This window comes from Deinococcus cellulosilyticus NBRC 106333 = KACC 11606 (genome assembly GCF_007990775.1).
Taxonomy (GTDB): Bacteria; Deinococcota; Deinococci; order Deinococcales; family Deinococcaceae; genus Deinococcus_C; species Deinococcus_C cellulosilyticus.
The window spans coordinates 1-15,597 of sequence record NZ_BJXB01000001.1 but is presented as its reverse complement, the minus strand read 5'-3'; the positions used below and the strand labels follow the sequence as shown (position 1 = coordinate 15,597).

Here is a 15,597-nt window from a genome sequence, read left to right as displayed (position 1 = left end):
GTTATGCTGTTGAACCAGAGACAACAGACAGCACCAACAGCTCATCCAGACAGGATTGAGGAGGGTGAATCATGGCCTGTTGCCTGAAGAGGTGCACGATGTGGAACGAAGACATGCCTGTGGTGCAGGTGAGAATTGCCCGGCCCACCGACCAACTGGAGAAGGTGGTGGCGTTTTACCGGGACGGTCTGGGCCTCAGGGAAATTGCCCGCTTTGCAGACCATGATGGCTTTGATGGGGTGATGCTTGGGTTGCCCGGGTATCCTTATCATCTGGAGTTCACCCACCACCATCAGGGGTCTCCCTGCCCTGCCCCCACCCGTGACAACCTGCTGGTGCTTTACATCCCGGACTGGGACGCCATTGCCAGGGTCCAGCAGCGGCTTGAGGGCATGGGATACCCTGAGGTGGAGCCTGAGAACCCTTACTGGAAAGGCCAGAGCATCACCATTGAAGACCCGGACGGGTGGCGGGTGGTCCTGATGAACCATCCCGGTCTGGGAGACGCCTGATGCTCTTCACGGAACGTGTTCCCACCGTCGAGGAGTACAGTTTCCTGTGCACAGCTGTGGGGTGGCAGAACGTCATGAATTTTGAAGCGGCCCACAGCGCCCTCCCTGCCTCGTTGTATGCGGTGGTGGTGCATGATGAGCAGGGCAAGATTGCTGGGATGGCCCGGGTGGTGGGCGATGGATTCATTTACTTTTACATTCAGGACGTGGTGATCCACCCTGAATTTCAGGGCCAGGGGCTGGGTCAGGCGTTGCTGCAACGGGTGATGGACTGGATTCAGGGCCACGCCCCGGAAAAGGCCTTCATTGGGCTCTTCTCTGCGCAAGGGAAAGAAGATTTCTATCGCCGTTTTGGCTTCGAGAACCACGAGGGCCTCACCGGGATGTTCACCGTGCAGGCAGCTCAGACCTCCTGAGGGGTTTGCAGCCGTTCCAGAAGCTGATCAAAATTCTGCACCACCAGTTCTGCACCCAGAGCGTACAGTTCTGCTGCCCCGGTGGTGGTTTCCAGGGCGATGACCCTGCACCCTGCGTCTCTGCCGGAACGCACCCCGGCAGGGGCGTCTTCATGCACAAGGGCTTGCTGGGCGGTGATGCCCAGTTTCTGCAAGGCGGTCAGGTAAGGCTCAGGGTGGGGTTTGCCGTTTTTTACGGTTTCTCCTGTGATTCTGAGTTTGAAGGTCTCCTGCAGGCCAAAAGCATCCAGGACCAGTGCAACATTTGGGATGCCCCCACTGGTGACGAGCACAGGCTCTATGCCCTTTGAAGTCAGAAAATTCAGATAGGCATGGAGGCCCTCCAGAGGCTGGATGTTCCCTTGTGCCAGTTCACGGTAACGGGCTTCTTTGTGCTCATGAAAGTCCAGGGCCTCTTCCTGGGTAACCTGACGGCCAAGCAGCACAGTGAGAATTTCATGGGCACGTCCACCATGAATCCGGGTGTCTCCATCCTCAATCTGCACCTGAAAGTAATGTTGAACCACATCTTTCCATGCGGCCTCGTGGAATGGGGAGTTGCTGGTCAGCACCCCATCCATGTCGAAAAGAACCGCTTTCAAACCTGCATATACCTGCAAGAAATCTGTCATGTGTTCCATTATAAGCAAAAATCGGAGAGACAATTGCAGTTTTTTGCGGGATTGAGCGCGGCTTTGAACCCGACAAAGGGTTGGTTCTGCCCTGACACGTCAACCTGTGCTAGCGGAACGGCCCCATCCAGTCTGCACTTTTCAGGTCCAGTGAATGGGGCTCCTGCTGGTGAAAAACCGCCAGGATCTCTGCCAGAATTTCAAGGGCCATGCCCTGGGAGGAGACGGTCCCCAGATGGAGGCCTGCTGGAGCAAAAACCCTCTCCATTCGAGGAGCACCTGCTTGCAACAGCCTTTCTTTCAGGTGCCTTGCGTGCCAGAGACTGCACACCACCCCGATGTAACCCACTTCACCCTGCAGGGCCTTCAGCAACACTTGCAGCACCTCATGCTCTGGTTCTGGAAAGACCACCAGAGCCGTCCAGGCGTCCAGTTCAGGCAGTGTGGAACCAACAGAGGTCACCTCAAGATGGATTGCCCTTGCCAGAGACAGCAGGGAAGAGGCAGTGTCCTGTGAGCCAGACACCACCATCCGCAGTGCAGGTTCAAGACGCTGGAGAAAAACCCCAGAGAGCAGGGTTCCTCTGCGGTCTGGACGCACAGGCGCATCCTCTTCGGAAAGCAAATAATGTCTGGGATGGTCATCGAGTTCTGTGGCCACAATGCAACCCTCCCTGTGTTTCAGGTGCTCCACAGCCATGCGCCAGCTTTCGGGAAGCTGTTCCATGGATTCGATGAAAAATGTGCAGGGCTCATCCACAGAAGTGCTCCCGTGTGCAGGATCAGGTGCCCAGTGGAACACCCTGGCTTTCCCTGTCCTGAGGACCTGTTGAACCTGTGGCATCAGGGCCTGGTGGGTCAAAGGGTGCAACATCCCTCCCCACACCTGACCTTTGAGATCCATGCAAAATCTGGTTCCAGGCCATCGGGAGTGGATTTCCTGGGTTGAAACCACCGTCAGCACAGCCAAAGGTTGCCCCTGGGCTGTCAGGGTGTGCACACGTTCAGCAAGGGTCCAGAAAACATCTGCCATGGGTCCAGCATAGCGTCCACCATGGCCACCTGGGTGGCATCACAGGTGAAACTCCTTACAGGCATTCAATGGATTCACCGATTGCATTCAGGCTGATTCTGATGGTCGCTGTCCATCAGGGTAAAAACCCAGGGGGCAGTGAACAGATGGGTCCGTCAGGCTGAGAACGACAGGCCTGGTGACCCACGGAATTTTGGTGTGGTCTGATACAATCAAGTGGTCGTCCCCTGTCCCGCCGTCTGCATGAGACCCCTGGTCACAGGACTTCCGCCTTCGAAGTGGAGTTGACCCTGAGATGCTGAGCCTACCGATTGCCCTGATCGCCATTGAGCGCCTGGACCTGCAGCAACTCGTGCATGAGATCCTCTCGTCCATGCGGGCTTACGAAATTCAAAGCTGTGACCCAGGTGCGCTGGACTTTGAGCAGGCCCAGAAAGCAGACCTGCTGTTTCTGGGATCTGGAAGCTTACAGGCTTCTCTGGTGCGGCAATTGCAAGAGCGGCATCCTGCCCCTGCCATTTTCATTGTTGCAGAAGCTCCCGACCTTCCAGCCCTTGAGACTGGAGTGTCTGTGTTGCAAGCTTCAGACCTGCACCGTCTGCAAGAACGGGTGCAGCAAGCCAGAGCAGTCTTTCGGGCATCCGGGAGATCCCGGGAACACCTGCAACAGGTCCAGCAGGCAGAAAACCGCATGCTTGCCCACCTGGTGCGACAGCCCTCCATCACGGATGCCCTGGACCACCTGTGCCTTGAACTTGAAGACCTCAGAGATGGAATTCGTGCCTCTGTGATGCTGGTGCATCCGGGCACATCGCTGCTGGAACTGGACTCCAGTCCAAGTTTCTCGTCCAGGGAAAGGGCAGGCCTGGCAGGGTCACCCATCCGTTCTTCTGCCTGCCCTGCCCTGCAGGCCGCCTTTGTGCAGCAGGTGATTCAGGTGGAGGACCTCTTGCAAGACCAGGAACTGGCCTGTGTTCAGCAGCACCGCACTCCGGTCAGCCGATCTGTGTATTGTGCCCCCATCATCGGGCAGCAGGACCAGGTTCTGGGGGTGCTCTCCATTGAAAGTGAAACCCCACAGGTTTATCCAGAGTGGCTGCAAGGCGCTGTGAACCGTCTGGCCGCTGTGGCCGCTGTGGCCGTGCAGCGCCAGCAGGCCCAGCAGCAGGTGCTGGAACACGCGCAGATTTTCCAGGGTCTTTTTGACCATGCCAGAGATTCCATCGCCATTGTGCAGGTGGAGGCAGATGGAGGGTTCACCTATCAGCAGGTCAACAGCATCTGGCTGATGCAGACAGGCCTGAAAGAGCAGGACGTGCTGGGCAAGACCGCCAGCAGCTTTTTCCCGCCAGAGGCGGTGCGTTTCCGTCAGGGGAATGACCGCATCTGTGCTGCCACCCGCGAAGCCGTGCAATTTGAGGAACGCCTGAACCTGGGGTCCCGCACCCTTCACTGGCTGACCCAGATGGTGCCGGTCCTGGGCAACTCAGGGCAGGTGGACCGGATTCTCTGCTCCAGCCGGGACATCGGGCTGATCAAGCATGCTGAACAGAAGCTGCTGAAACTCAACCGCCTCTACACCCTGCTCAGCGAAATCAACAAGGTGATGGTGCGGGCCAGCACCCCTGAAGAACTGTTCCAGCAGGTGTGCAAAGTGGCAGTGAAGGACGGCGGGTTGCGTCTGGCCTGGATCGCTGAACATGACGCAGTGCGCCAGTTGCTGGTGACCACAGCCAGCAGCGATGACCGGATTTTCCCTCTGAAAAGCCATCCCGTGGATGTTTCGTCCAGCAATCCACATCCGGGCTTTTCTTCCAGAGCCCTGCTGGAGAAGCGTCCCATTGTTGTGCAGGACACCACCACCAGCGAAATCACCCGGCCCTGGGCCAGCATTTTGCAGGAAAGGCGGCTGCTTTCTGGAGCCGCGTACCCCCTTCGTCAGAATGGGGAGGTGATCGGTTGCCTGAATTTTTTTGCAGAAGAACGGAATTTCTTCGAAGCTGACACCCACAACCTGCTCCAGGAACTGGCCCACGACCTGTCCTTTGCCCTCGACCACCTGCACAGTGCAAGCATCCGCAGGCAACTTGAGGAGGACCTCGCCCAGCGTGAAGCCCGGTTGCGCTCACTGGTGCAATCCCAGAGCACCTTTCTGTTGCGCACCAACCTGAAAGGCCAGTTCACCTTTGCCAATGCAGCGTTCCTGCAGGCTTTCGGATTCGATGAAGCGACGTTTCTGAAGTTCAACATGGAAGACCTTCTGCTTCCAGAGGACCAGCAAAGGGTGGTGCGCGTCACCCAGGTGTGCCTTGCTCACCCTGGACAGCCCCAGTCCGTGACGGTGCGCCTGCTGTCACCGTCTGGAGAGTTGCGTGAAATTGAATGTGAGTTCGTGGCGGTTCTCGGTCAGGGAACGGTCAGTGAAGTCCAGGTGATGGGCGTGGACCGCACCGAAGAGCGCAAAGCCCTGCAGGCCAGGCTGGACGCCGAGCGCAGAATGGTCACCTCAATGGATCACTTTCCAGGGATTTTTGCCATTGTGGACCTGCAATTCAGGGTTCTGTATGTCAACCGGGCTGGAGTCCTGGCGATGGGAGAACAGGACCCTGGCGACCTGATCGGCCGTGAGGTGCAACACATTGCAGGAAACCGGTGGGACACCGTACCGGAACTTCTGGCCATGTTGCAGGACTGCAAAGCCACAGTCACCATGCAAACCAGAGAGCTGCATTCCAGACGTGAAGGTTTCACGGCACAGGTCACCTGTGTTCCGGTGTACGGTGACCAGCACACCTTCAACGAGATTCTGGTGGTGGTCTCAGACCTCACTGAAGAAAGGCGCAAAGATGCCCGCATGCGCCTGCTTTCTCAGGTGGTGGAGGACTCTCCTTCCATGGTGGCCATCACAGGTCCAGAAGGTGAAGTGGAGTACGCCAACCACCGTTACCTGAGCCTCCACAATGCCGCTGCGCCTGGTCATCTGGAAGCCACCTCCCAGAACCCCCAGGCCTGGCAGGACATGTGGATGGCCTTGCAGGAGGGACAGGTCTGGCAGGGTGAACAACACTGCCTCAGGGAAAACGGTGAACCCTGCTGGGAACGGGTCACGGCTTTTCCCATTCGGGATGCCAGTGGACAGGTGGAACACTTTGTCCGGCTCTCTGAAGACATCACGGCCACCAAGACGCTGCAGGCACAGCTGGATTACCTTGCCTACCATGACCCCCTCACCGGACTTCCCAACCGCCAGTTGCTGATGGACCGCCTGGAGCAGGCCATTCAACACACCAGGCGCAATGGGCACAGTCTGGCGGTGATCCTGCTGGACCTCGACCAGTTCAAGAACATCAATGACACCTATGGTCACGCCTTTGGAGACCAGATGCTGATGCAGGTGGCCGAGCGGCTGAAACTGTGCCTCCGTCCAGGGGACACCATCAGCAGACAGGGCGGGGATGAATTTGTGATGCTGCTCTCCGAAATGCAGCACAGCCAGGACGCGGCTGCGGTGGCTTCACGCATCCTGCAAAGTTTCAAACAGCCCTTTGTGCTGTGGGAGCAGGAATTTTTCATCACGGCAAGCATGGGCATCAGTGTGCATCCCACGGACGGAGACACCCCCGAAGAGCTCATCCAGCATGCCGACACGGCCCTCAACCGCACCAAACAGGAGGGACGCAACGGCTACCAGTTCTTCGAGCCCCAGATGAACACCCTGCTTCACGAAAGAATGATCATCGAAAATGGCATCCGAAGGGGAATTGAGCGTGAGGAATTCTACCTGCTGTACCAGCCCAGGGTGGACCTGAAGACAGGCCACATCCGGGAGGTGGAAGCCCTGGTGCGCTGGAACCACCCTGGGCTCGGGCGGGTTTCACCCATCCGCTTCATTCCCCTTGCCGAGGAAACCGGAGCGATCCTGCCTCTGGGCGAAGCGGTGCTGCGCATGGCCTGCCAGCAGGCGAAAAAGTGGCTGGACCAGGGTGTCTCTCTGCCCATCTCGGTCAACATCTCTGCACGGCAGTTTCACAAACAGGCACTGCCTGAACTGGTTGCCGGTCTGCTTCAGCAGCATGATCTCTCACCCCAATTGCTGCGCCTTGAAATCACCGAGAGCGCCATGATTGCTGATTTCCAGCACACCATTGAGGTGCTCGAAGCCCTGAGGGCCATGGGCATCTGCGTGGAGATTGATGACTTTGGCACCGGTTATTCCTCGCTGAGTTACCTGCACCAGCTTCCCATCACCACCCTGAAAATTGACAGGTCCTTCCTGATGGGGATGGAACGCCAAAGCAACCCCCTGCGCGACCCCAGAAAACTGGTGGAAGCCATTCTGGGCCTGGGCCGGACCCTGAACCTCGAAGTGATTGCAGAGGGCGTGGAAACCGAACACCAGAGAGACTTCCTGCTGGAGCACGGATGCGAGTACGCCCAGGGCTATCTGTTCAGTCCTCCGGTGGAACCGGAAAAGATCATGGCGATGCTGGGAGACCAATGAAACGCGAATGATGCAGAGGCCTTGATCCCATCAGCAGAAAGGGGAATGAAGGTGAGACGGGACTTTTGCCCCGTTGCACCCTGAATGCCCCGTCACCATCCTGAGAAAGGGAGGATGTCATGCATCGCAGAATCTGGATTTTGTTGAGTATTGTTATGTTTGCCCAGGCCAGGGCCGCTTCGGAATGCATGCAGGCTGCAGAACAGAAAAAGTATCCTGAAGCCTACGTGGCCTGCCAGCAGGAGGCCAGTGCAGGAGATGCCCTGGCCCAGTACACCCTCGGCACCCTGTATGAACAGGGCCTGGGAGCTCCTCAAGACTTTCAGGCTGCAGTGAAATGGTATGAAGCGGCTGGACGGCAGGGCCACCTGAATGCCCAGTTCAACGCTGGAATCCTCTACCAGTTTCGCCTCAATCAGCCTGATCAGGCAAAACCCTGGTTTGAGAAGGCTGCAGAGCAGGGAGATGGTGAAGCAGCACTGAACCTCGGCAGCATGTACCGCGATGGCATCGGGGTCAAACAGGACCTGCAACAGGCCGAAAAATGGTATGAGCAGGGGGCAAAAGCGGGCGTGATCAAAGCACAGTTTTCTCTCGCCAACCTGTACCGTTACGGTCCTCCAGCCGTTCAGAATGATGCGCTTGCCTACTACTGGTACTCCCAGGCAGCCAATGGAAAAGGACCAAAAGCTCTGCTTTCAGGTTCTGTGGACGCCCTCTATGAAATGGGCAGGATGCTGATGGAAGGCAAAGGCAGACCCAGAAACCACGTGCAGGCCGCCCAGATGTTCCAGAAGGCCGCAGACATGGGCATGCTCAATGCCCTCGGCATGCTCGGAGCCATGACCGTGATGGGGGATGGGGTTGAGCAGGACACCCAGCAAGGTCTGCAGATGCTGCAGAAATCTGTAGAAGGAGGTTATTACCATGCCGCCAACCTTCTGGGTGGCCTGTATGAAGTCGGGTATCTGGACATCCCCGTGGATCTGGAACAGGCCATCACCTGGCACACCCTGGCTGCCCAGCACGGAGAGGTCGCGTCTGAAAATGCCCTGGGAAACATCTACCAGCAGCGGCAAAATTGGGCTCTGGCCGTGCAGTGGTACCAGAAGGCTGCAAACCACGGCAACGCACAGGCCCAGGGAAACCTGGGTTACCTGTATGTCACCGGGACAGGTGTTCAGAAGGACTCCGGACTGGCCTTCATGTACTTCACGCAGGCAGCAGGGCAGGGTCTGGCAACGGCACAACGCAACCTCGCCCTGATGTACGAACTGGGGGAGGGCACCGCAGTCAACCTGGACCAGGCACGGCTCTGGTACCGCAAGGCTGCTGCGCAGGGGGACGCCGATGCTGCAGAGGCCCTGGAGCGCCTTGCCCCCTGATTTCAGGAAGGTGTTTTTTCTTCATCAGGATGCAGCTCCAGTGTCTTGTGCGTTGCACGGTTGCGTCCCGAATCTTTGCTTTCATAAAGGGCTTCATCCGCCAGGTGCACCAGCATCTCAGGGGTGATGTCCAGGGTGATCTGGGCAGACACCACACCCATGCTGATTGTCAGCATGGGTCCGATCAGTGACTCCAGGTGCTCAAGCTGCAAATCGCGCACGTTCTGCAGCAGGCGTTCAGCCATGACCTGTGCCTGCTCTGCAGTGGTGTGGGGCAGGATCACTGCGAATTCTTCCCCACCAAAACGTGCGCAGCAGTCCCCTGCTCGCTGGAAGGTGGACTTGAGCACGCGGGCCAGTTCCTGCAGGGCCTGATCTCCCATGAGGTGGCCGTAATGGTCATTGTAGCGTTTGAAGAAATCCACATCACAGAGCAACAAACTGAGGTGCTCCCGTTTGCGGCAGGCCCGGCGCACCTCTGCGCTCAGCACCTGATTGAAATGTCGACGGTTGGCCAGTCCGGTCAGGCCATCTTCCAGCGCCTGTTTCTGCAGAAGCTGGTTGGCTTCCTGCAGGGCCAGGGTTCTTTCCTGAATGCGGTCTTCCAGCAAGGCATTGACCTCCCTGAGCCGCTGGGCCTGTTTCAGGTTGTCCTGGTAAAGCTGGGCATTGCGGTAAGTGAGGGCCACCCGGTCTGCGATGTTCTGAACCAGGGCCTGCTCCTGAGCTGTGTATTCCTCTGTGCCCCGGAGCAGGGTGAGGGTACCCAGCAACTTGCCCTGAATCTGCAAGGGCACCATCAGGAGGGCCTGGTCGGCATCAGGGGTGGACAGTTCCCTGCGGGTGGCAAAACGGAAGGCCAGCAGCGAATCCTCTGACCCGGACTGGCCGAGGCTCTCATGAATTTGCTGCATCTGCTGATAGATGTCCTTGCGCTCTGGGTGAAGGGCCTGAAGTTCCAGCCTGTCTTCTTGCACCAGATGGATGGCGCACACCTCTCCGATGTGCCTGGAAATGTGGGTGGCAACCCGCCCCAGGCTCTTCAGGCTGTCCCAGTTCAGTTCGCTCAGGTCACGTGAAACGGCATTCAGCACCTCCATGTGCACCAGCCGTTCCTGGCGTTCCTGCTCGGCTCTCTTGCGCTCGGTGATGTCCCGCAGGATCACGGTGAAGAGGGTTTCTCCATGCACTGTGGTCTGGGAGATGGACGCTTCAAGGGGGAAAACCTCCCCATCTGCCCGCACCCCTTCCAGAGGAACCTGCGAGTGCATGCTGCGGCTGGAGGTCCCGGACTGCTGGAAGCGCTGCACATGCTCAAGGTGGGCAAGTCGGGCACCTTCAGGAATAAAGCGATCCAGTGATTTGCCGATCACTTCAGTGGCGGCACAGTGAAAAATCTGCTCTGCAGCCCGATTGAACAGCCGGATGTGGTGTTTCTCATCAATGGTGATGATGGCGTCCATGGCAGATTCGATGATCCCGGACAGCCTGGACTGGTTGTCCTGCAATTCCATTTCAGCGTGTCTGCGTTCGGTGATGTCATTGAACACCACCATCATGGTGTCGCCCAGGTAGGCGGCGGTGATTTCGGTGATGCGCACCTCTCCACTGCGGGTGGTGATCCAGTATTCTTCCGGGGCGGTTTCCTTGTGGAAAGCCCTGAAGGCCCTCTGGTTGGTTTCAAGCCACTGCTGTTGCACCTTCTGGCGGTATGCGGGATCGGGATAGGCAACCTCCCACCAGTGGTCAATGTGCCCAATGTCTTCTGCGGTGTACCCATAGGTGCGGGTGAACCGGTCATTGACCTGCAACACGGTCCCTTGTGGGTCGAGCAGCGCAATCGCGACAGGTGAACGCTTTAGCAGTTTGCCCAGACGTCTTTCACTGTCTCTCAGGGCACGTTCTGCGGTTTTCTGCTGGGTGACATCCCTGGCGATCAGCATGACCGTGCTGTCGTCCAGAGGGGTGAGGGAGGCCGCAAAGAAGGTTTTTCTTTGATGCAGGGTCAGGTCGTACTCAAATTCGATTTTCTGGCCGGTTTCCAGACAGTTTTGAATTTTTTCGGTGAAGAACCCTGCAAATTCAGCATCGAACACCTCGAACATGGTCCGGCCAATCTGGTCCCGTGCAGGGCGGTACAGCAGGTCGGGGTTGGTGGGGGCAATGTCCAGGTGCCTGCCGTCCTGATCAAACACCATGATGATGTCGGTCATGGCCGAGAAAAGTTGTTCCAGCCTGAGGTGATGGTCTGCAGGTTGACGGGCCACAGTTTCTCCCAGATGCATGCTGTGAAAGCCACTCTGTGGCGGCAGGGAAACCGTGTGCCAGTTAAAACCTGAAAGGTTGAGGTCATGGAAGTGCTGAACTGTTCCCGCTTGCTGGGCCAAAAGGACAGGATTGAGGTAGGCCACCTTTCCAGCGGCACACAACACGGCCACAGCTGCTGGAAGTGCATCAAAAACCTGAGCAAACAAGGCCGCAGGTGTGGTCATGGCACTGCTGAAGTCTGGCACAACCAGATCTTTCAGGCTTTCCCGCAGGCTTTGATGCAACAGCAGAACCGAAGATGGAAGGTGTTCAGGGGTCATGGAAGCCTTTATGGATGGGAAAGGGGTACAGCAACGAAAGGGGCAATGGAACCATTACATTTTATATGAAACATCTTACAAGAACCTGAGTTCAACCTGAGGGCTTTGCGCAAAAGTCCAAAAAGGGGATCATTCCCCCTTTTGGTTCAACAGAGTGTGAAGGGTCAAAATGAGTGTTGTTTTAAAGTGTTCAGGACAAAGCTGATGTAATGTCCTTTGGAATCCTGATCCAGAATGTGGTGCTCCTCAGCAAGCTTTTGCAACTGTTCAGGGATGGTCAGAGAAGTCAGGGCCTCTTTGACGAATGGGGCGTCAGCGAGCTTTCCTGCAGCGATGAATGAAGTCACATAAAAACCAAAATGTTCCACCCGAGCTTCAAGGGCTTTTTTCAGCTGGAATTTTTCATTCCCCAGCCCCATTTGCCGCACACCTTTGGGATCAATGAAAGCCAGAGCTTGCTGGTTTTCCTGTTTCATCCAGAGCAGGAAATCAGGATAAAAACCTGCATTCTTGAAGAAGCCGACCCCGGTTTTCGGCAGGTTGCGAAGAACCCAGATCTCCACATTTTGCCATTCTGGCAGCCTGTGGTTGGCCAGCCACCACCGCCGCAGATCCTGCAAGAACTGGATTTCACTGTGTTCCAGAGCGGTGGGTGTGGACTTCACTGCAAGACCAATGCCTTTTGGATGGTCCGTCAGAATCGGGACATACAGGTGACGGTCAAAATTGAGCCGAGGAAGAGGCTCAGTGTCGACCTCTTTCAGTCGAAGCGTGGCATTTGAAATCAAAAGATCAATTTCAGCGACCAGCTCCTGTGGCACCTGTAAGGTGTAGCCGTAAGTTCCCTGAACTGTTTGTGGAAAGTTGGGATGGTTGCGGTCCAGAACTTCCACTTTCATGCTGCTGCTTTCTGACTGGCGCTGTTTCTGGCTGTAGAATGCCTCCACACCTTTTTTTACTGCTGAAATGGCAACAGCTTCCAATGCACGCAAATCCTCTGGGGAGTGAGGATCAAAAAACCCTGGCCGTGCAATGATGGTTGCACGTTCAGCCATCTTGATCACCTCATCAACAGGCAAATAAAGGTTGTGCCATTGCTTCTGTTGTTTCAGTTTTCTTGCAGCCGCAATGAGGGTTTCTCCAGACACCAGCCCTTCCCTGAGCGCGTCACCCAGAACAAAGTCACTGGTGTCGGTTCCCCCCGTGGCAATGGAATCGCCTTTCCCAACTTCGACTTTCACACTGAGGTTGATTTTGATGTCCTTCACCTCATCGGCCTTGAGGACCACAATTTCCCCTGAAAAGTCATGACCAGGGTCAAGCATGGGCACTTTCAGTCCAGCCGATTCCCAGCCAGACAGCACCTCAATGGGAAACTCCCGGGTATGCATGACAGGAACCCCCTCCTGACCCAGTGAATCCAGCAGGACCTGCAGGTAATTGGCTTTGACACCAAAGAGGTTCAGGGTTTCTTGCACTTCCACCTGCTGAGGGTGATCTTCTGGCAGATGAGAGGACCTCTTCAACTCCTGCCTGAAGCCCAGCAGACGAACACCGCGACCAAACAACTGCATGACCTGTGCGCCAGCGTTCTGTCCCACCCGCAGCAAACCCATCACAGACACCCGCCAGCTGGACCAGCCTTCAATGAACTTTTTGCTGCCCACCAGAAGGTTGATGCTGCTGTCAGGGTGATTGATGGTGTTGAAAAGGCTGCCTGTGAAAGGATTGTCCTCGTCCACGTGAAGACCATCGGCACGCAGGTCCCTGAGAAGCTTGGCTGGATCACCCACATTGATGACTCCAAAGGGATTTTTACCACTGGCGGCCCACAGGGCGACTTCACCCTCCACCCCTTTGAGGTTGTGCAACACCAGACCACCTGCACCTCCAAAAATGCGCCTGGTCAAATGCTGGTAAACTGCAGTGGCAGATTGACCCTGCAAAAGGGGCAAGGTTCCTTTCAAGGCATCTCGACCTGCACCATCCTGCAGACCACTGTGCCCTGAAAGCAGAAGTTGAATTTCAGCTGTGGCCCATGTGCTGTCCCTTAAAACCCGATCCAGCAGCTTCAGGACCACAGGAACATCGCTGTCTGCATCTTTGCCGCTGACCGTGGCCCCCACAAAAATCATCAGGGGTGCTTTCAGGTTGTACGTCCTGACATGCTCTGGTGAAGCGTCGAAAGCCAGACGCTTGTTCAAGAGGGCCAGCAAACCTGCCAGCATGACCCTGTCACTGAGCACCTGGTCTCCATCGTCTTTGATGTTCAGGAAACGGAAATCTTTGCCATACCCATCCCGGTAAAAGCGACCATAAGCATACTCAAAAGCCACAGCTCTGGCATAGGTGTACAGCAGGTCACCAGACTTGTCTGTTTCGGTGACCTGGGCAAAAGTGGCACTGTATTCCAGAGTGAACCCTTCCGGGCCTGCCAGGGCTTCCCGGAGGGAACGCCAGCGGTTTTCTTCTTTCAGGTCACTGGCTGTGGCAGCGCCTTTGTGCCCCTCATCCACCAGAACCAGGTTGGCCCCAGAGAACTGGCTGACAGGCACAGTGACGCTGCTCTTTTTGGGTTTCTCGCTGTCTGGGCGCAGTTTGGTGATTTCGACCACCTGCACACCTGTGAACCCTGCTGGAACACTGTCATAATAGCGGGCCTCAATGCCACTTTCGGCAAACTCTTTCAGGTGCTGCGTGGTCAGACCAGCATTGGGGGTCACCAGAATCCGGGCATCTGGCGTGAAGAGTTTTTTGCCATCCACCCCTTCTGTTGCATATGTTTCAAACTGCAGCAGTGCCAGGTGCATCAGCAGGGTTTTTCCTGCTCCAGTCGCAAGCCAGAAAGCCAGTGTCCGCAGGTCGGAGCCTTGAAATTCAGGTAAATCTTGACAATCACCTGCTGCCCGAAATGCATTGAGATCCAGCAACAACTGGGCTTCATTGCGGGTCAGCAAGGTCAGGTACAACTCGGCGAACAGGGCAGAAAGGTACTGGAAGTACAGCAACTGGAAATCCTTGCGGTGCCGAGACAGTCGCTCCTGATGGGCCATCAGGTTCAGGTCCATCCGGTACAGGTCCTCCTGAGCCACACTGATGTTCTGGCGGCTTTCCAGCACACTCAGAAAGTGGCTCTGCCCATCCTGACGCCTGCCCGACTGGGTTTGTTTCAGGGCGTGCATCAGGCCGTCAAGGTCTCCACCAAACCTGTTTGCCAGAAAATCACGGAGCACCAGACGTTGTATCAACTTGGGCAAAACGACCTGATCTGCTTTCTTGCGTTTCCCTGCTCTGGTGGTCAAAGGACACCCCCGGAAGTGAGGGCCACGAAAGCCCTGTCCCGCGACATCATCTCGTCCTTGAACTTCTGGTCCAGGCTTTCCGCACGGGGAAGGACAGAGTCCGCATTCACATAGATCTGGTCAAACTGCTCCCACTTCCAACCCAGGTTTTCAATTTCAGTCAGCAACCACTCCCGTTCTGCTTCGGGATCAAGGTTCTCGATGTCCCGCCAGACCACCAGGGTACTCTGCTCAGAGCCATGCTGCACCCCATGCACCAGCAAGTAACGCCTGTCAACATGGTGAAGTTCGCGCCATTGTGCCACTTTCAGGCCAATCAGGAGGTTGAAGGTCTCTGGCAGGTCCACTTTCTGGCCTGCCCTCAGCTCGTAAGACCAGGGATGGGCAAACCTGTCGGTGGCGACCAGTACACTGCTGCCTGCTGTAACGTCACTCAGCATGTAATTCAGCAGGTACCTGTCCCCCCACAGTTGCTGCAACTTCTGCTCACGGGCTTGCTTCTCTTGAGGCAACTCCAGCGCATCCAGACTGTCTTCAAAAGATTCCAGCTTTAAGACCTGAACCAGACGGGGTGAGCGCTCCACCCACTCAGGATGGTTGGTCAAAAGACCATTGGAAAACTGGGGCATGGGGTTGGGTTTGCCTTCTTTCCACTCGGGAGCGAACATGACTTTGCTGATGCGCTGGAGGGTGACTGCATCAAAATATTCACCCATTTCGACCAGCAGGAATCGGTGCCTTGCTTCTCCCGATCTGCTCAGGTTGATGGCTGCATGTGCTGTGGTGCCTGATCCTGCAAAAAAGTCCATGTGCATTTGTGATCCTGCAACATGCATGATTCTTTCCAGGAGCTTTGTGGGCTTGGGAGAGGCAAAGGGAGAAGCACCAAACAGGGCAGCCAATTCTCGAACGGCGTCCTGGTTGTGGCCTGCTTCCTGATGGGGCCAAATGGTTCGAGGCACGATTCCGCCTACTTCAGAAAGGTAACGTTTATAGCGTGGAGTAGAGTTTTTTCCATCTTTTCCCCACCAGACCCGACCTTCTTCAGCATTTTTCTGGTGTTGCTCTGGCGTGTAACGCCACACTGCATGAGGAGAAGGCCAAATCTTTTCTTTCGTGGTGGGGTTCTCAATGGCATACCAGAGTGTAGGTCTTTCTTCTTTGCTTTTATTGGATGTGTAGTCTCCAG

At 56.3% G+C, this 15,597-nt stretch carries 9 protein-coding genes; 4 read left to right on the top strand and 5 right to left on the bottom strand.

Annotated features, from left to right (window positions below; all coding sequences use genetic code 11):
* The first annotated feature begins 98 nt into the window (after positions 1–98).
* On the top strand, positions 99–512 hold the full coding sequence (locus tag DC3_RS00045) for a VOC family protein (RefSeq protein ID WP_222594657.1): 414 nt from the start codon (positions 99–101) through the stop codon (positions 510–512).
* Positions 512–928 carry a GNAT family N-acetyltransferase gene (locus DC3_RS00040; protein ID WP_146881540.1) on the top strand — a complete coding sequence of 139 codons (417 nt, stop codon included), beginning with the start codon at positions 512–514 and terminating at the stop codon, positions 926–928. Before DC3_RS00045 ends, DC3_RS00040 begins: the two co-directional genes overlap by 1 nt.
* On the opposite strand, the gene DC3_RS00035 is transcribed toward DC3_RS00040, so the two are convergent.
* Together DC3_RS00035 and DC3_RS00030 are read right to left on the bottom strand one after the other, a co-directional pair.
* The gene (locus DC3_RS00035) at positions 916–1,599 is read right to left on the bottom strand and encodes an HAD family hydrolase (protein WP_186815730.1); all 684 of its coding nucleotides are present in this window, start codon (positions 1,597–1,599) and stop codon (positions 916–918) included. The two genes, DC3_RS00040 and DC3_RS00035, sit on opposite strands and share 13 nt — an antisense overlap.
* 109 nt (positions 1,600–1,708) lie before the next feature.
* Positions 1,709–2,632 (bottom strand): XdhC family protein, encoded by a 924-nt coding sequence (locus tag DC3_RS00030; protein WP_146881538.1) that lies wholly within the window; start codon positions 2,630–2,632, stop codon positions 1,709–1,711.
* A 295-nt stretch (positions 2,633–2,927) separates the two neighbouring features.
* On the opposite strand from DC3_RS00030, the gene DC3_RS00025 reads away from it, so the two are divergent.
* Both DC3_RS00025 and DC3_RS00020 read left to right on the top strand, forming a co-directional pair.
* Positions 2,928–7,133 (top strand): EAL domain-containing protein, encoded by a 4,206-nt coding sequence (locus DC3_RS00025; protein WP_146881537.1) that lies wholly within the window; start codon positions 2,928–2,930, stop codon positions 7,131–7,133.
* 119 nt (positions 7,134–7,252) lie between these two features.
* Positions 7,253–8,518 carry a tetratricopeptide repeat protein gene (locus tag DC3_RS00020; protein ID WP_146881536.1) on the top strand — a complete coding sequence of 422 codons (1,266 nt, stop codon included), beginning with the start codon at positions 7,253–7,255 and terminating at the stop codon, positions 8,516–8,518.
* Between the two features lie 2 nt (positions 8,519–8,520).
* On the opposite strand, the gene DC3_RS00015 is transcribed toward DC3_RS00020, so the two are convergent.
* From DC3_RS00015 to DC3_RS00005, 3 genes are all read right to left on the bottom strand, one after another.
* Positions 8,521–11,106 carry a diguanylate cyclase domain-containing protein gene (locus DC3_RS00015; RefSeq protein ID WP_146881535.1) on the bottom strand — a complete coding sequence of 862 codons (2,586 nt, stop codon included), beginning with the start codon at positions 11,104–11,106 and terminating at the stop codon, positions 8,521–8,523.
* Positions 11,107–11,270: 164 nt separating this feature from the next.
* Positions 11,271–14,408: a DEAD/DEAH box helicase family protein gene (locus DC3_RS00010; protein WP_146881534.1), complete on the bottom strand. Its 3,138-nt coding sequence runs from the start codon at positions 14,406–14,408 to the stop codon at positions 11,271–11,273.
* Complete coding sequence (locus DC3_RS00005; protein ID WP_186815729.1) at positions 14,405–15,493, bottom strand: DNA methyltransferase; 1,089 nt, start codon at positions 15,491–15,493, stop codon at positions 14,405–14,407. Before DC3_RS00005 ends, DC3_RS00010 begins: the two co-directional genes overlap by 4 nt.
* Positions 15,494–15,597 lie beyond the last annotated feature (104 nt).